The 15,605-nt window shown below is 74.4% G+C and carries 12 protein-coding genes and 2 pseudogenes; 7 read left to right on the top strand and 7 right to left on the bottom strand.

The genetic code is table 11. The features are described 5' to 3' along the window. Window positions 1-15: 15 nt before the first annotated feature. Window positions 16-1,590 carry a histidine ammonia-lyase gene (gene hutH, locus ABEB13_RS16900; protein ID WP_345706176.1) on the bottom strand — a complete coding sequence of 525 codons (1,575 nt, stop codon included), beginning with the start codon at window positions 1,588-1,590 and terminating at the stop codon, window positions 16-18. A 143-nt stretch (window positions 1,591-1,733) separates the two neighbouring features. On the opposite strand from hutH, the gene fdhD reads away from it, so the two are divergent. Further along, window positions 1,734-2,576, top strand: coding sequence for a formate dehydrogenase accessory sulfurtransferase FdhD (gene fdhD / locus ABEB13_RS16905; RefSeq protein WP_345706177.1), 843 nt, complete (start codon window positions 1,734-1,736; stop codon window positions 2,574-2,576). Window positions 2,577-3,653: 1,077 nt separating this feature from the next. Here the strand turns inward: fdhD and ABEB13_RS16910 are convergent. The 3 genes and pseudogenes from ABEB13_RS16910 to ABEB13_RS16920 all read right to left on the bottom strand — a co-directional run. Further along, window positions 3,654-4,806 (bottom strand): annotated as a pseudogene (locus ABEB13_RS16910) (GGDEF domain-containing protein); the annotation flags it as partial. A gap of 225 nt (window positions 4,807-5,031) precedes the next feature. Next, window positions 5,032-6,119: pseudogene (locus ABEB13_RS16915) on the bottom strand (adenylate/guanylate cyclase domain-containing protein). A gap of 143 nt (window positions 6,120-6,262) precedes the next feature. After that, window positions 6,263-7,132, bottom strand: a complete 870-nt coding sequence (locus ABEB13_RS16920; protein ID WP_345709701.1) for a biotin--[acetyl-CoA-carboxylase] ligase — start codon at window positions 7,130-7,132, stop codon at window positions 6,263-6,265. Between the two features lie 285 nt (window positions 7,133-7,417). Between ABEB13_RS16920 and ABEB13_RS16925 the strand changes: the two genes are divergently transcribed. Both ABEB13_RS16925 and ABEB13_RS16930 read left to right on the top strand, forming a co-directional pair. Further along, window positions 7,418-9,010, top strand: a complete 1,593-nt coding sequence (locus ABEB13_RS16925) for an acyl-CoA carboxylase subunit beta (RefSeq protein WP_345706178.1) — start codon at window positions 7,418-7,420, stop codon at window positions 9,008-9,010. Between the two features lie 24 nt (window positions 9,011-9,034). Further along, the gene (locus ABEB13_RS16930) at window positions 9,035-9,253 is read left to right on the top strand and encodes an acyl-CoA carboxylase subunit epsilon (RefSeq protein ID WP_345706179.1); all 219 of its coding nucleotides are present in this window, start codon (window positions 9,035-9,037) and stop codon (window positions 9,251-9,253) included. A gap of 82 nt (window positions 9,254-9,335) precedes the next feature. Here the strand turns inward: ABEB13_RS16930 and ABEB13_RS16935 are convergent, their stop codons facing one another. Then, the gene (locus tag ABEB13_RS16935; RefSeq protein WP_345706180.1) at window positions 9,336-9,758 is read right to left on the bottom strand and encodes a DoxX family protein; all 423 of its coding nucleotides are present in this window, start codon (window positions 9,756-9,758) and stop codon (window positions 9,336-9,338) included. A gap of 215 nt (window positions 9,759-9,973) precedes the next feature. On the opposite strand from ABEB13_RS16935, the gene mmpB reads away from it, so the two are divergent. Next, window positions 9,974-10,099, top strand: coding sequence for a morphogenic membrane protein MmpB (mmpB, locus tag ABEB13_RS16940; protein WP_345706181.1), 126 nt, complete (start codon window positions 9,974-9,976; stop codon window positions 10,097-10,099). Window positions 10,100-10,119: 20 nt separating this feature from the next. After that, on the top strand, window positions 10,120-10,719 hold the full coding sequence (locus ABEB13_RS16945; RefSeq protein ID WP_345706182.1) for a nucleoside triphosphate pyrophosphatase: 600 nt from the start codon (window positions 10,120-10,122) through the stop codon (window positions 10,717-10,719). Between the two features lie 7 nt (window positions 10,720-10,726). Here the strand turns inward: ABEB13_RS16945 and ABEB13_RS16950 are convergent, their stop codons facing one another. Further along, the gene (locus ABEB13_RS16950; protein WP_345706183.1) at window positions 10,727-11,476 is read right to left on the bottom strand and encodes an alpha/beta hydrolase family protein; all 750 of its coding nucleotides are present in this window, start codon (window positions 11,474-11,476) and stop codon (window positions 10,727-10,729) included. A 245-nt stretch (window positions 11,477-11,721) separates the two neighbouring features. On the opposite strand from ABEB13_RS16950, the gene ABEB13_RS16955 reads away from it, so the two are divergent. Together ABEB13_RS16955 and ABEB13_RS16960 are read left to right on the top strand one after the other, a co-directional pair. Beyond that, complete coding sequence (locus ABEB13_RS16955) at window positions 11,722-12,456, top strand: hypothetical protein (protein WP_345706184.1); 735 nt, start codon at window positions 11,722-11,724, stop codon at window positions 12,454-12,456. A gap of 223 nt (window positions 12,457-12,679) precedes the next feature. Next, entirely contained in the window at window positions 12,680-14,452 is a 1,773-nt protein-coding gene (locus tag ABEB13_RS16960; RefSeq protein WP_345706185.1) for an acetyl/propionyl/methylcrotonyl-CoA carboxylase subunit alpha, read from the top strand. Window positions 14,453-14,517: 65 nt separating this feature from the next. Here the strand turns inward: ABEB13_RS16960 and ABEB13_RS16965 are convergent, their stop codons facing one another. Beyond that, complete coding sequence (locus tag ABEB13_RS16965; RefSeq protein WP_345709702.1) at window positions 14,518-15,441, bottom strand: DeoR/GlpR family DNA-binding transcription regulator; 924 nt, start codon at window positions 15,439-15,441, stop codon at window positions 14,518-14,520. Window positions 15,442-15,605: the final 164 nt, after the last annotated feature.

A 15,605-nucleotide genomic window follows, 5' to 3' on the forward strand; every position in this document is an offset into this window, starting at 1 on the left:
CCGTCCCGCCCCGGGTCAGCCCAGCGGGCCGGTGACCCGCTCGACCGCGTGCAGCAGGTCGCCGGAGGCGACCAGGGCGGCCGCGGCCTCCAGGTCGGGCGACAGGAAGCGGTCCCGGCCGGGACCGCCGACGCCGGCCTCGCGGGCGGCGGCGATCGCGGCCGCGGTGGCGGGCGCGAGCGGGCCGCTGCCGCCCTCCGCGCGGATCTCCAGCGCCCGGGAGGCGGCGACGAGTTCGACCGCCAGCACCCGGGTCAGGTTGGTCACCGACTGGCGCAGCTTGCGGGCCGCCGACCAGCCCATCGACACGTGGTCCTCCTGCATGGCGGAGGACGGGATCGAGTCGACCGAGGCCGGCACGGCGAGCCGCTTGTTCTCGCTGACCAGCGCCGCCTGGGTGTACTGGGCGATCATCAGGCCGGAGTCGACGCCCGGGTCGTCGGCGAGGAACGCCGGCAGGCCGTGCGAGCGGGCCTTGTCGAGCAGCCGGTCGGTGCGCCGCTCGGAGATCGAGCCGAGGTCGGCGGCGGCGATGGCGAGGAAGTCCAGCACGTAGGCGACAGGGGCGCCGTGGAAGTTGCCGTTGGACTCGACCCGGCCGTCGGGCAGCACCACCGGGTTGTCGACGGAGGCGGCGAGCTCGCGCTCGGCGACGGTGCGGGCGTGCGCGACGGTGTCGCGGCCGGCGCCGGCGACCTGCGGGGCGCACCGGATCGAGTACGCGTCCTGGACGCGCGGCGCGTCGTCCTGGTGGTGGCCGGTCAGACCGGAGCCGGCCAGCACCGCGAGCATGTTGGCGGCGCTGGCCGCCTGGCCCGGGTGCGGGCGGATCGGGGCGTGCAGCTCGGGCGCGAGCACCCGGTCGGTGCCGAGCAGCGCCTCCAGGCTCATCGCGGCGGTGATGTCGGCGGTGGTGAACAGCCGCTGGAGGTCGGCGATGGCCATGACCAGCATGCCGAGCATGCCGTCGGTGCCGTTGATGAGGGCCAGGCCCTCCTTCTCCAGCAGCTCGACCGGCTCGATGCCGGCGGCGGCGAGCAGCTCGGCGGCGTCCTTCTCCACGCCGTCGGGGCCGTACGCGGTGCCCTCGCCCATCAGGACGAGCGCGCAGTGCGACAGCGGGGCGAGGTCGCCCGAGCAGCCGAGCGAGCCGAACTCGCGGACGGCCGGGGTGATGCCGGCGTTGAGCAGGGCGGCCATGGTCTCGGCGACCAGCGGGCGGACACCCGTACGGCCGGAGGCCAGGGTCTTCATCCGCAGGAAGACGAGGGCGCGGACGACCTCGCGCTCGACCGTCGGACCCATGCCGGCGGCGTGCGAGCGCACCAGCGAGCGCTGGAGCTGGGCCCGCAGTTCCGGGCTGATGTGCCGGACGGCGAGGGCGCCGAAGCCGGTCGAGACGCCGTAGACCGGGCGCGGCTCGGCGGCCAGCGCGTCGATCCGGGCGCGGGCGCCGGCCATCTCGGCGAGGGCGTCGGGGCCGATCTCGACCCGGGCGTTGCCCCGGGCGACGGCGAGGACGTCCTCGGCAGTGACATCGGCCTTGCCGACCTGGACGAGTGGCGCGTCGGGGGCCACAGCACCGTGCATATCCATATGCACAATCGAATCAGGTGAATGGGAATCTGACAACCGCTGGCGGCGGACGGGTCGTGCGGGGCCGCGCCGGGGATTTCCCATCCGGCCGTGCGGTGCCGCAGGCTGGGCGCAGCGGGGTCGAGGACGGAGGGCTGATGGCACGGGCGACGGTTCGGCGCAGGGTGGTACGGCTGCGCGGCGCGGAGCAGGGCGTCCGGCCGGACGCGCTGGCGGCCGAGGAGCCGCTGGAGATCCGGCTGGGCGGGGCGGCGCTGACCGTCACCATGCGCACGCCGGGCGACGACTTCGACCTGGTGGCGGGCTTCCTCGTCGGTGAGGGCGTCGTCCACACGACCGGACAGCTCGCCGCGCTGCGCTACTGCGCCGGGACGGACGCGGAGGGCGCCAACACCTACAACGTGGTGGACGCCACCGTCCGCGGCCACGCCGCGCCGCTGTCCGCCCACCGCAACCTGCTCACCACCAGCGCCTGCGGGCTCTGCGGCCGCGACACCGTGGAGGCCGTCCGCACCCACAGCAGGTGGCCGGTGGCCGAGGACCCGCTGCGGGTCTCCCCGGCGCTGCTGTACGCCCTGCCGGACCGGCTGCGGGCCGCCCAGCGGGCCTTCGACGCCACCGGCGGGCTGCACGCCGCCGCGCTCTTCACCGCGGACGGCGAACTGCTCTGCGTCCGGGAGGACGTGGGCCGGCACAACGCGGTGGACAAGGTGATCGGCTGGGCACTGCGCGAGGGCCGGCTGCCGCTGACCGGGCACGTCCTGCTGGTCAGCGGGCGGGCCTCGTTCGAACTGACCCAGAAGGCGGCCCTGGCGGGGATCCCGCTGCTGGCCGCGGTGTCGGCGCCGTCCTCGCTGGCGGTCGAACTCGCCGAGGAGCTGGGCCTGACCCTGGTGGGCTTCCTGCGCGGCGAGAGCGCCAACGTCTACACAGGCGCGGAGCGGGTGACCGCGGGTCAGGTGCCGTCCGACCGGCCCTGACCCACCACCACCCGCTCCGGCGGGGATCGGCGGATCAGTCGCGTGAACGCCGGCGCATCGACACCACGACGGCGACCAGCACGGCCAGCAGCACGATGATCACGAGCACGCCGATGAGCTTGCCGATCACGCCGCTCTTGGACTTCTTCTTGCTCTTGACCTTGGACTTCGACTTCGCCAGCTGCGTGGTGGTGGACGCGGCCCGGACGGTCGTCGCCTGCCCGGCGGAGGCCGGGGCCTGCTGCGGCGCCTGCCGGACGGCTGCCGGCGCACTCCGCGGTGCCGCGACCGCCTCTCCCCCGCGGCGGCGGCGCCGCCGACCGCCATCACCAGTGTGAGCAGTACTCCGGCCAGGCGTGTGCGCATGGTCCCTCCCAGGTCCCCCGGTGCGATGCGGTCACACTGTCGCATGCCCCCGGCGGCCCCGGACAGTCCTCCGGAGGGCCCTGTGGCCCAGCTGTGACGTCCCCGCCACGCCCCGGGGACCGGCCGGCCCGGCCTGCGGCGGCCTCAGTCCGGCGGCGGCGACGCGGGGCCGGAGAGCGCGACCGCGACCAGGGCGCGCAGCGCCCCGGCGACCTGGCCCAGAGGCAGCGTGGCCTCGTCCGCGAACAGCTCGACCAGCCAGCCGCCCGCCGCGTTCGGCCCGCCGGCGGCGACCATCGCCCGGTACCCGCTGACCACCATGACGGCCTCCTCCGCCGGGTCGTTCCCGGCCGCGCCGGCGCGCAGCGCGAAGCCGCCGCCCCGGGCGGCCCGCCGGGTCTGCGGGTAGTGGCGCAGGTCGAACACGGCGTCCGGGGCCTCGATCTGGGCCCGCTGGGTGACCGCCCCGGACCCGCTCGGACCGCTGGTCATCCGGTAGACCGCGTGCTGCGCGGTGCGCATCAGGTGCGAGCCCGGCGGCACGTACGAGACCCACCAGGCCACGGCGTCCAGCAGCCGGGCGGAGGTCTCGGCGACGGTCACCATCCTGGCCAGGGTGTCGGCCGGGTGGTTGGCCCGCTGGGTGCCGTTGTGGTCCAGCGCGGCGAGCACGGTGGCGAGCAGCTGGCCCGGGTCGGCACTGTGCGCGGCCCCGCGGAAGCGCCGCCGGTCGCCGCCGCGCTGCCCGGGGCCGCCGCGCCGGGCGTCGGTGCGGTGGTGCGGGTCGGCGGCGTCGGCGAGCAGCACCGTCGGGTCGGGGGCGAAGCCGGGCCCGTGGCTGCGGCCGGCCACCACGGGGTGCGCGGCCCGGGAGGCCTTGGCCCGGTACTGGGCGGCGTCGGCGAGCCGGAACAGCCGGTCGGGGGTGGAGACGGGGCCGATCGAGTCGCCGGTGGAGGCGACCCCGCAGGCGACCCCCTCGCCCTCGGTGAGCTGCAGCGCCCGGGTGCACAGCTCCTCGGCGACGGACACCACCTCGTCCGCCTTCTGGCCCTCCACGAGGAGGCAGAACTCGTCGCCGCCGAGCCGGGCGGCCAGACTGCCGGGCAGCTTCGCGGCGCACAGCGACAGCTGGTGGGCGAATCGTTCCAGCAGCCGGTCGCCCATCTCGTGGCCGAGCAGGTCGTTCACCCGCTTCAGCCCGTTGACGTCGCACACCACCAGGCTGACCACGGTGTTGTCCCGGTTGTGGGCCTGCAGGGCGCTCTCCAGCCGGGCATCGACCGCCCGGCGGTTGGCCAGCCCGGTCAGCGGGTCGGTGAAGGCCAGACGGCGCAGGTCGGCGAGGCGCTCGGTCTGCGCGAGACCGGCCGAGATCTGCGCGGCGAGCAGGGTCGCGTAGTCGGCGTCGGCGTCGGCGAAGACCGGCAGCCCCTCCGTCCGGGCGAGGTAGAGCTCCCCACGCCTGGCCGTGCAGCACGATCGGCGCGACCAGGCAGCACGCCCGGCCGCGCCGGCGCAGGCCGGCGGCGCGCTGCAGGCAGAAGGCGCCGGCCTCGGGGTGCGCGTGACCGCCCTGCGGCTGCGGGTCCTCGACGGTCTGCACCCAGGCGCGGGGCAGCCGCCCGGTCGTCCAGTGCTCGTCGAGGTAGGTGACGATCTCCGGGAAGTCGGCGACCGGGTAGGACTCGTCCTCGGGGAACTCCTCCTCGCCCGCGGCGAGGTCGCCGTAGTTGACGAGCACCCGGAGCCGGCCGGACTCGCGGTCCCAGACCGAGACGGCGGCCATGGTGGCGCCCAGGGCGGCGGTCGCCCGGACGGCGGCGGCCCGGACGGCCTCCAGCGGGGTGAGCGCGCCGGCCATGTCGTGGGCGAGTTCGACGACCGCCTGCAGCCGGGCGTCGGGGGCGGCGGGCTGGGACGCCTGGTCCCCCGGCCGCTGGGCCGCTGTCGCCTCGCCGCTCAACCGGATCGCCTCGTCCCTGTGGTCCGTCCGCCCTGGTGCGCATCCATAGTGGACCAAGGTTATGGCGGTTCGGTGAGGCTATGCCCGATTTGTCAAGGTGAAATCGTGAGCGTCCAGCGCCGTTCAGTCACCGAGCGTGCTGCGGGTGAGCAGCCAGGGCTCGACCAGGCCCAGGCCGCGGACGGGACGGCGCCACATCGGCTGGAGGTGGAAGGGGTGCCCGCCCTCGGCCTGGTGGCCCGCCGGGTCCTCCGGCACGTACGGCGGCACCGCGCCGGCCTGCTCCAGCGCGGCGGCGAGCTCGCCGTCGACCAGCACGGCGTCCTTGGGGGCGATCGAGGTGAGCCGGCTGGCCAGGTTCACGGTGGTGCCGAAGACGTCGCCCATCCGGGAGGTCACGGTGCCGAAGGCCATGCCGACCCGCAGCGCGGGCATGGTGTCCTCCTTCGCGAGCGTCTCCACCAGCAGGAGGGCGATCTCGGCGGCGGTGGCCGGGTCCTCGGTGGCGTAGAGGATCTCGTCGCCGAGGGTCTTCACGACCCGGCCGCCGCGGCCGACGATCAGGTCGGCGCAGGTGTTCTCGAAGGTCTCGACGAGCTCGCCGAGCTCCTCCTCCTCCAGCCTCCGGGAGAGCCGGGTGAAGCCGACCAGGTCGGCGAAGCCGACGGCCAGCCGGCCGCTGGTGATCTCGTTGTCCTCGGCGGCGTGCACCACCCGGCCGGTGACGGCGGCCAGCTGCCGCCGCCAGACGTACACCAGGAACTGCTCCAGCTCGGGCAGCAGCAGCTCGGTCAGCGGGTAGGCCACCTCGGCCCTGGTCATGCCGGGTTCGACGGACTGGGTGAGGTTCTCCAGGAAGGTGTCCATCTGCCAGCCGGCCAGCCTGGAGGTGGTCTGGCCGGTGGAGCGGGCGACCTGGATCGCCATCGACTCGCTCAGCAGCCCGGACTCGACCAGGCCGGCGAGCCGGCGCAGCGCGATCACGTCGTTGTCGGTGAGCGCCCGGGACTGCCCGATGTCGGGGAAGCCCATCGCCCGCCAGAACCGGGTGGCGAGCTCCATCGGCACGTCGGCGGCGCGCGCGGCCTGGTAGGGGTGTACTTGCGCGGCGCGTCGAGGATCAGCCGCTCCAGCTCCAGGGCGACGGTCCGCTCACCGGCCCCGCCGTCGCCTCCGCCGCTCCCGCTGCCGCCCGATCCCTCGTCTGCCACCGGCCCATCCCCGTGCGGTCGCCGCACTTCCTCTTGTCCTGCCTGTCAAGGGCGGCCCCCACCTCTCGGGTAGTGGCGCGCCTCACACCGCTGCCAGGTGGAATGTTCGCACGGAATCCCGCAATCCGGGGCATCCGGTCCGATCAGGCGACGTCCGGTCGCTGCGGCCGGACGTGCACCACGTCGCCCGCGGCCACCGGGTGGCGGGTGCCATCCGGGGTGCGGACGACCAGTCGGCCGTCGCCGTCCACCGCGACCGCCTCGCCGGCCAGCTCGCGGTCCCCGGGGAGCTGGACCTTCACCGGGCGCCCGAGGGTGGTGCACCGGGCGGTGTAGGCGGGCAGCAGGCCGCTGGCGTGCGGGTCGCCGGCCGCGGCCCGCCACTCGCCGTACAGCTCGGCGAACTCGCGCAGCAGGGCGCGCAGCAGAGTGGCGCGGTCGGTGACGGCCGCGCCGGCCAGGGCCAGCGAGCCGGCCGTGGGGACGGGCAGTTCGGTGGCGCGCAGCGACACGTTGAGGCCGAGCCCGGCGATCACCGCGCCGCCGCTCAGCTCGGTGAGGATGCCGCCGATCTTGCGCTCCTCGCCGGCGGTCACCACCTGGAGGTCGTTGGGCCACTTCAGCCCGGTGTCCAGTTCGGCCACCCGGGCGACGGTGGCGGCCGCGGCGACGCCGACCAGGATCGGCAGCCAGCCGTACCGCTCGACGGGGACCTCCCGGGGGCGGAGCAGGACGGAGAGGAAGAGCCCGGAGCGCGGCGGGGCGCTCCAGCGGCGCTCCAGCCGTCCCCGGCCGGCCTGCTGCGACTCGGCGATCAGGACGGCGCCCTCGGCCTCGCCCGCGCGGGCGCGCGCGGCCAGGTCGGTGTTGGTGGAGCCGGTCTCGGTGACCACGTCCAGGGCCGTCCACAGGCCGCCGGGGACGACCAGGTCGCGGCGCAGGGCCTCGGTGTCGAGCGGCGGCCGGTCCAGGTCCGTCCAGGGCGAGGGACCTCCGTGGCCGAAGCCGCGCAGTCCGCTGCGGCGGGGTCGGGTGGGCTCTGGCTGCTCGGCGTCGGTCACCGGGCCAGCGTACCGACGGCGGGTACGGCGGCCGCCCAGGCGCGGGAGCGCGGGCGGGGTGCGCGCGGACAGAGGCCGCCATATCGTCCCGCAGAAGAAACGCCGACACACTGTGTCGCTGGCCATAACCGGAAAGGCCCCGCGCTGGCTACGCTACCCGACGGTAGTCGCAGTGCCGCTCCACCCTCAGGCCGCGTTCGGCACCGGGGCGGCCGAGGATCAGGGAGAGCCAACTCGATGAGCGAGGCGCCGTACGACCCCCACACCACCGCCGGCAAGCTCGCCGACCTGCGGCGCAGGATCGACGAGGCGGTGCACTCCGGTTCCACCGCGGCCGTCGAGAAGCAGCACGCCAAGGGCAAGCTGACGGCGCGTGAGCGGGTGCAGGAGCTGCTGGACGAGGATTCGTTCGTCGAGTTCGACGAGTTCGCCCGGCACCGCTCGACCAACTTCGGCCAGGAGCGCAACCGGCCCTACGGCGACGGCGTGGTGACCGGCTACGGCACCGTGGACGGCCGTCAGGTCGCGGTCTTCGCCCAGGACTTCACCGTCTTCGGCGGCTCGCTCGGCGAGGTGTTCGGCGAGAAGATCGTCAAGGTGATGGACTTCGCGCTGAAGACCGGCTGCCCGGTCGTCGGCATCAACGACTCGGGCGGCGCCCGGATCCAGGAGGGCGTGGTCTCGCTCGGCCTGTACGGCGAGATCTTCCGCCGCAACGTGCACGCCTCCGGCGTGATCCCGCAGATCTCGCTGATCATGGGCCCCTGCGCCGGCGGCGCGGTGTACTCGCCGGCGATCACCGACTTCGTGGTGATGGCCGATCAGACCTCGCACATGTTCATCACCGGCCCGGACGTGATCAAGACCGTCACCGGCGAGGACGTCGGCATGGAGGAGCTGGGCGGCGCCCGGACCCACAACGCCAAGTCCGGCAACGCGCACTACCTGGCCGCGGACGAGAAGGAGGCGGTCGAGTACGTCAAGAGCCTGCTCTCGTACCTGCCGTCCAACAACCTCTCCGACCCGCCGGCCTACCCCGAGCAGGCCGACCTCGACGTCACCGACGAGGACCTCGAACTCGACACGATCGTGCCGGACTCGGCGAACCAGCCGTACGACATGCGCCGGGTGATCGAGCACGTCCTGGACGACGGCGAGTTCCTGGAGACCCAGCCGCTGTTCGCGGGCAACATCATCACCGGCTTCGGCCGGGTCGAGGGCCACCCCGTGGGCGTGGTCGGCAACCAGCCGATGGACCTGGCCGGCTGCCTGGACATCAACGCCAGCGAGAAGGCCGCGCGCTTCGTCCGCACCTGCGACAGCTTCAACATCCCGGTGCTGACCTTCGTCGACGTGCCCGGCTTCCTGCCCGGCACCGGGCAGGAGTGGGACGGCATCATCCGCCGCGGCGCGAAGCTGATCTACGCGTACGCCGAGGCCACCGTGCCGCTGATCACCGTGATCACCCGCAAGGCCTTCGGCGGTGCCTACGACGTGATGGGCTCCAAGCACCTGGGTGCCGACCTGAACCTCGCCTGGCCGACTGCGCAGATCGCGGTGATGGGCGCGCAGGGCGCGGCGAACATCGTCTACCGCCGCGAGCTGACCGAGGCGGCCAGGGCCGGCGAGGACGTCGACGCCCGCCGGGCCGAGCTCGTCGCCGAGTACGAGGACACCCTGCTCAACCCGTACCTGGCCGCCGAGCGCGGCTACGTGGACGCGGTGATCGCCCCGAGCGAGACCCGCCGGCACATCGTCCGCGGACTGCGGGCGCTGCGCGGCAAGCGCGAGACCCTGCCGCCGAAGAAGCACGGCAACATCCCGCTCTGACCGGAACTGGGAGAGGATCGACCCATGGCCCCCATTCAGGTGCTGCACGGGCAGCCGACCCCCGAGGAGCTGGCCACCGTCCTGGCGGTGGTCCAAGCCCGGGCCGCCGCCGCGCAGGCCGCCAACGAGGCGGCCGGACGGGCGGGCGGCCCGGCCACCCCGTGGCGCGACCACGCCCGCCGGATGCGCGGCGTGCCCGCCCCCGGCCCGTCCGCCTGGCGGACGTCCGGCTGGGCCCGCTGACCCCGAACGACAGGATGGCCCGGCACCGCGCGCGCGGTGCCGGGCCGTCCCCGTGTCCGGGCCGTCCCCGGGTCCGGGCGGCTCAGCCGGTGACAGGGCTCCGGCGCCGCAGGCCGTCCAGGGCGATCGAGCCCGGGCCGACGGCGGCGATCAGCAGGAACGCCCAGGCGAACAGGGCGGCGGGCTCGCCGCCGTTCTGCATCGGCCAGAGCGCGTGCTCCTGGTGGACGGAGAAGTAGGCGTAGGCCATCGAGCCGGAGCAGATCAGTGCGGCGATCCGGGTGCCCAGGCCCAGCATCACCAGGGCGCCGCCGACGAGCTGGATGACGGCGGCGTACCAGCCCGGCCAGGACCAGGCCTCGACGGTCGCGGCGCCCCGCCCGGAGGCCGGCACGCCGAACAGCGAGGCGGCGCCGTGCCCGAGGAACAGCAGGCCGGCGACGATCCGGAACAGGGCCACCGCGTAGGGGCCCGCGGCGTCCAATCTGACGGTGGAACGGGTCATGGCGTGTCTCCTCGGCCGAAACGTGTGGGGGAGAGAGGTCGGCTGCCCCCGACCTGTGCCGTCCGCCGCCCGACCCGCCCGCTCAGGTCATGGACGCGACAACACCGCACCATTGCAGGGCCCGGCGGCCCCCGCGTCAAGAGTGCCGGGCCGGGCCCGCGAGGTTGAGTACGCGTACTCAGGCGTCCCGCCGGCGCCCGGCGCAGGCTGGTGAGGTGCTCTGGTCAGACCCCGGCGACGATCCCTCGCCCGAAGCCCGACGGGCGCAGCGGATGCTGCGGCTCGCGGGCCCGCTGCTCGCCGTCCTCGCCGTCCTGGCCGCCGTGCTGCTGGTGCGCTGACAGGCCATACGCTGGACGCCATGACCGATCGCCGCACCCTCGTGCTCGCCTCCGCCTCCCCCGCCCGGCTCGGGCTGCTCCGTCAGGCCGGCCTCGACCCGAAGGTCCGGGTCAGCGGGGTCGACGAGGACGCGCTCACCGCCGCCACCCCCGCCGAGCTCGCCCTGGTGCTCGCCGAGGCCAAGGCCCGCACGGTCGCCGCCCTGCTCGCCGACGGCGAACTCGTGATCGGCTGCGACTCCGTGCTGGAGCTGGACGGCCTCGCCCTCGGCAAGCCCGCCGACGCCGCGGAGGCGCTGGAGCGCTGGCGGTCGATGCGCGGCCGCGAGGGCGTGCTGCGCACCGGCCACTGCGTGATCGACACCGTGACCGGCCGCGAGGCCTCGGCGACCGCCTCCACCACGGTGCGCTTCGGCACCCCGGACGACGCCGAGGTCGCCGCCTACATCGCCTCCGGCGAGCCGCTGCACGTCGCCGGGGCCTTCACCCTGGACGGCCGCTCGGCGCCGTTCGTCGAGGGCGTCGACGGCGACCCGGGCAACGTGATCGGCCTGTCGCTGCCGCTGCTGCGGCGGCTGCTGGCCGACCTCGGCATCCGGATCACCGACCTCTGGAGCTGACCCGCGCTCAGCCCTGCGGCGGCGCCCACCGGGCCAGGAAGGCCTGGACGTCGGGCAACGCCCCGTCGGAGAGCAGCAGTGCGCCGTGGTGCCCGCCGGGGTAGAGCTTGAGCTGCTTCTCGGCGGAGGCGGTGGCCGCGTGCAGGCTCTTCGCGTTGTCGGCGAAGGGCTGGTCGAGCTCCTCAGCAGCGAAGAACACCGGCACGGTGAGCCGCTTGACGGCGGTGGCCGCGTTGTTGCCGCCGAAGGACTCCGGCGCGGAGAGCGACACCACGGCGGCGGCCGGCAGCGGCAGGTCCGGCAGGGCGCCCGCGACCAGCGACCCGGTGCCGCCCTTGGAGGCGCCGATCAGGACGATCTTCGTGACGCCCTTGCCCTTGAGGTAGCCGGCGGCCGCCGAGATGCCGTCGGCGACGTCGCCGTTGGCGGTGAACGGGAGCACGGCGTAGCCGGCCCCGGTGAAGCCGTCGAGATACGGCAGCCAGTCGCAGAGGCTGCCGCCGTTCTGGTGCGAGAACACGATCGCGACCTTGGCGCCGCTGGCGTCGGAGTCCCGGAAGTAGGCCTCGAACGAGCCGAGCCCGCCGTCGACCGTGACCGCCCCCTCGGCTGCCTGCGCGGCGGTCAGGCAGCCGTACGTCGGCGGGGTGCTCGCGGCCGCCGGGGCCGCCTTCCCCGCCGCGCCGCTGCCGCACCCGGCCAGCAGCAGGCCGGCGGCCAGCGCCGCCGCTGCCGGGACTGCGGTGATCCTGCGCATCGTCTCAACTCCCCCGTGGGCGCGGCCCGGTCCGGCCCGGGCCGTCGCGGAGCACGCTAGGGTCACCCACCCCGGGGGTCAATGGTCCAGACCATTACGGATCATGCCGAAAGAGGAACGGAATCCTCCGGATCGCCCTGCGGATCCGGACAGAACCCGGGCCGCACAACTGTCGTACCGGGCCACCGGGCGCCCGTGCGGCCACCGATAGGCTGGCGCAGCCGTCATGGCGGGAGGAGCGGGGGATGTTCGACAGCATGCTCAACGTGGTGCTCGGACTGGTGGCAACGGCCATCAGCGCGGGCATCGGCTGGCTTGCCCAGACCCTGCGCCGCAGGCGACGGCTGGGCCGCACCCGGCAGTTCTTCGGCATGCCCGCGGGCACCGAGTGCCTGCTGGTGGTGCCGCGCAAGGGCGGCCCGGGAGCCACCACCACCGTGGCGCGCGACGACGCGTACGCGATGATGGAGCTCGCCGCCCTGGTGCGCGAGTGCGGGGCCCGGAGCGAGATCGTGGCGCACGACCAGGTGCGCCAAGGACTCGGCGGCAAGGCGGAGTTCTGCCTCGGCGGCCCGACCAGCAACAACCGGACGGCCGCCCACCTGGCCAGCTGGCTGCCGGGCGTCGCGTTCGCCTCCGCGGAGGGCGACCTGACGGTCACCGTCGGCGACCAGGAGTACGCGCTCTCCTGGCCCGCCCCGGACGGCGACCCGGCCTACGTCGTGCTGGCCCGGGTGCACGCCGGGTCGGGCGACCGGCCGGTCTTCCTGATCGCCGGTCAGACCGCCACGTCCAACCACGCGGCGGTGCGCTACCTGGCGGCGAACCACCGCACCCTCGCCCGCCGGCACGGGACAGACAGCACGTTCGTCCTGGTGCTGCGGGTGCTCAACCCCGGCGCGTACGGGCCGGACGTCGTCGAGCTTGCCTCGGAGGCCACGGCGAAGGCGACCGCGAGGCCGGCGGTCGCCGCCGCCTGACGCCGGTGTGGCGAAGGCCACGGTGGCCGCGACGCCGCGCGAGGAGGCCGCGGGCCCGCGGCGACCGTCGCGCGTAACGTCTCCACCAGCAGGACTGCCGCAGCGTGGTCGCCCGATCACGTAAACGGGTGACGCTCCGTGTGGGCTAGCTCACCACCAGGGACTACTCGCCGGTACCGTCGTCAGATCCCTAGACTCAACGAGGTTCAAGAAGGGAGCCACAGTGCGCAAGGTGCTCATCGCCAACCGCGGAGAAATCGCCGTCCGGGTCGCCCGGGCCTGCCGGGACTCCGGTATCGCCAGCGTCGCCGTGTACGCCGAGCCGGACCGGGACGCGCTGCACGTCCGCGCGGCCGACGAGGCCTACGCGCTCGGCGGCGACACCCCCGCCTCCAGCTACCTGGACATCGCCAAGGTGCTCAAGGCAGCCGCCGACTCCGGCGCGGACGCCGTCCACCCGGGCTACGGCTTCCTCTCCGAGAACGCCGAGTTCGCCCAGGCCGTCATCGACGCGGGCCTGATCTGGATCGGCCCCCCGCCGCAGGCCATCCGCGACCTCGGCGACAAGGTCACCGCCCGGCACGTCGCCCAGCGGGCCGGCGCGCCGCTGGTCGCCGGTACGCCGGAGCCGGTGGCCGGCGCCGACGAGGTCGTCGCGTTCGCCTCCGAGCACGGCCTGCCGGTCGCCATCAAGGCGGCGTTCGGCGGCGGCGGCCGCGGCCTCAAGGTCGCCCGCACGCTGGAGGAGATCCCGGAGCTGTACGAGTCGGCCGTCCGCGAGGCGGTCGCCGCCTTCGGCCGCGGCGAGTGCTTCGTCGAGCAGTACCTCGACAAGCCGCGCCACGTCGAGACCCAGTGCCTGGCCGACAGCCACGGCAACGTGGTCATCGTCTCCACCCGCGACTGCTCGCTGCAGCGCCGCCACCAGAAGCTGGTCGAGGAGGCCCCCGCGCCGTTCCTGACCGCCGAGCAGAACGCGGAGCTGTACCGCGCCTCCAAGGCGATCCTGCGCGAGGCGGGCTACGTCGGCGCCGGCACCTGCGAGTTCCTGGTCTCCCAGGACGGGCTGATCTCCTTCCTGGAGGTCAACACCCGGCTGCAGGTCGAGCACCCGGTCTCCGAAGAGGTCACCGGCATCGACCTGGTCCGCGAGATGTTCCGGATCGCCGACGGCGAGGAGCTCGGGTACGACGACCCGGAGATCCGCGGTCACTCGATCGAGTTCCGGATCAACGGAGAGGACCCGGGCCGCAACTTCCTGCCCGCTCCCGGCACCGTGACGCTGTTCGCCCCGCCGTCCGGCCCGGGCGTCCGGCTGGACGCGGGCGTGGAGACCGGCTCGGTCATCGGCCCCGCCTGGGACTCGCTGCTCGCCAAGCTGGTCATCACCGGCGCCACCCGGCAGCAGGCGCTCCAGCGTGCCGCCCGTGCGCTGGCCGAGTTCACCGTGGAGGGCATGGCCACCGCCATCCCGTTCCACCGCGCGGTGGTCACCGACCCGGCGTTCGCGCCGGAGGTGCACGGCGGCGACGGGCCGTTCACGGTCTACACCCGCTGGATCGAGTCCGAGTTCGAGAACACCATCCCGGCGTTCACGGGCGCGGGCGCCGACGGCGAGGAGGCCGAGGGCCGCGAGACCGTGGTCGTCGAGGTCGGCGGCAAGCGGATCGAGGTCTCGCTGCCGTCGTCGCTGGGTGTCGCCTCCGCCCCGGCCGCGACCGGGACGAAGGTCGCCAAGCGGCGCGTGGGCGCCAAGAAGGCGGGCGCCGCGGTCGGCGGCGACACCCTCGCCTCGCCGATGCAGGGCACCATCGTCAAGGTCGCCGTCGAGGAGGGCCAGACCGTCGCCGAGGGCGAGCTGATCGTCGTCCTGGAGGCGATGAAGATGGAGCAGCCGCTCAACGCGCACAAGGCGGGCACCATCGTCGGCCTCAAGGCCGAGGTCGGTGCGAGCGTCACCAGCGGCGCCGCGCTCTGCGAGATCAAGGACAACTGACCCGCGTCACGCACCGCGACGGCCGGTCCGCCACCCTCGGGTGGGCGGACCGGCCGTCGTCGTCGTCAAGGCCGGCCGGTGGCGATCGGACGCATCAGCCCGCTGTGCACGCCGGGCCGGCGCTGGCCCGGGAGGGGCGCGCCGGGCGGGGCCGCCCGGCGCATCCCGGCCGGGCCCGGCGGCGCCTGGTGCACCTGCGGGGCGTGCGGCTGTCCGCCGTGCGCCGACGGCTCGGCGGGCGGGCCGAGCGGGGCGAGCGAGATCTGCACGCCGCAGTCGGCCAGCGCGTCGAGCTCGCGGGCGGTCGGGTCCTGGGCGGCGGCCTGCTCGTCGGTGACCAGCCGGGTGATGCCCTCCGTCGGCACCGTCTGGAACATGGTGTCCGCACCGAGCTTGGTGTGGTCGGCGAGGACGATCACCTCCGTCGCCGACTGCACCAGGGCACGGTCCACGCTGGCGGACAGCATGTTGGTGGTGGACAGGCCGCGGTCCGCGGTCAGGCCGCTGCCCGAGACGAAGGCCTTGGTGACCCGCAGCCCGGCCAGCGACTGCTCGGCGCCGCTGCCCACCAGGGCGTAGTTGGAGCCGCGCAGGGTGCCGCCGGTCATCACCACCTCCACCCGGTTGGCGTGCGCCAGGGCCTGAGCCACCAGCAGGGAGTTGGTGACCACGGTGAGACCGGGCACCCGGGCGAGCCGGCGGGCCAGCTCCTGGGTGGTGGTGCCGGCGCCGACGACCACGGCGTCGCCCTCCTCCACCAGGCCGGCGGCCAGGTCGGCGATGGCGCTCTTCTCGGCCGCGGCGAGATGGGTCTTCTGCGGGTAGCCGGGCTCCCGACTGAAGCCTCCGGGAAGCACCGCCCCGCCGTGCCGGCGGTCGAGCAGCCCTTCGGCCTCCAGGGCCCGCACGTCCCGGCGGACGGTGACTTCGGAGGTCTGGACGACGCGGGCCAGCTCACGGAGCGACACGGCTCCGTTGGCGCGCACCATTTCGAGGATCAACTGGCGACGTTCTGCTGCAAACACGGAACCGACGGTAACCTGAATGACCGTCTGCTTTCAGGCGTTTGCGGGTGGTAACGAGAAACGCTCACGTACGAGCGGCGCGCGACCGTACAATTCGCGCCTCCGATCGCGGGGCCTGCGCTCGGCCG

The organism is Kitasatospora paranensis (genome assembly GCF_039544005.1).
Classification (GTDB): domain Bacteria; phylum Actinomycetota; class Actinomycetes; order Streptomycetales; family Streptomycetaceae; genus Kitasatospora; species Kitasatospora paranensis.

Excerpts from the sequence above, each read along its gene's own strand:
- hutH (WP_345706176.1), bottom strand. The coding sequence starts at position 1,590 with ATGCACGGTGCTGTGGCCCCCGACGCGCCACTCGTCCAGGTCGGCAAG.
- fdhD (WP_345706177.1), top strand. The coding sequence starts at position 1,734 with ATGGCACGGGCGACGGTTCGGCGCAGGGTGGTACGGCTGCGCGGCGCG.
- ABEB13_RS16925 (WP_345706178.1), top strand. The coding sequence starts at position 7,418 with ATGAGCGAGGCGCCGTACGACCCCCACACCACCGCCGGCAAGCTCGCC.
- ABEB13_RS16930 (WP_345706179.1), top strand. The coding sequence starts at position 9,035 with ATGGCCCCCATTCAGGTGCTGCACGGGCAGCCGACCCCCGAGGAGCTG.
- ABEB13_RS16935 (WP_345706180.1), bottom strand. The coding sequence starts at position 9,758 with ATGACCCGTTCCACCGTCAGATTGGACGCCGCGGGCCCCTACGCGGTG.
- ABEB13_RS16945 (WP_345706182.1), top strand. The coding sequence starts at position 10,120 with ATGACCGATCGCCGCACCCTCGTGCTCGCCTCCGCCTCCCCCGCCCGG.
- ABEB13_RS16950 (WP_345706183.1), bottom strand. The coding sequence starts at position 11,476 with ATGCGCAGGATCACCGCAGTCCCGGCAGCGGCGGCGCTGGCCGCCGGC.
- ABEB13_RS16955 (WP_345706184.1), top strand. The coding sequence starts at position 11,722 with ATGTTCGACAGCATGCTCAACGTGGTGCTCGGACTGGTGGCAACGGCC.
- ABEB13_RS16965 (WP_345709702.1), bottom strand. The coding sequence starts at position 15,441 with ATGGTGCGCGCCAACGGAGCCGTGTCGCTCCGTGAGCTGGCCCGCGTC.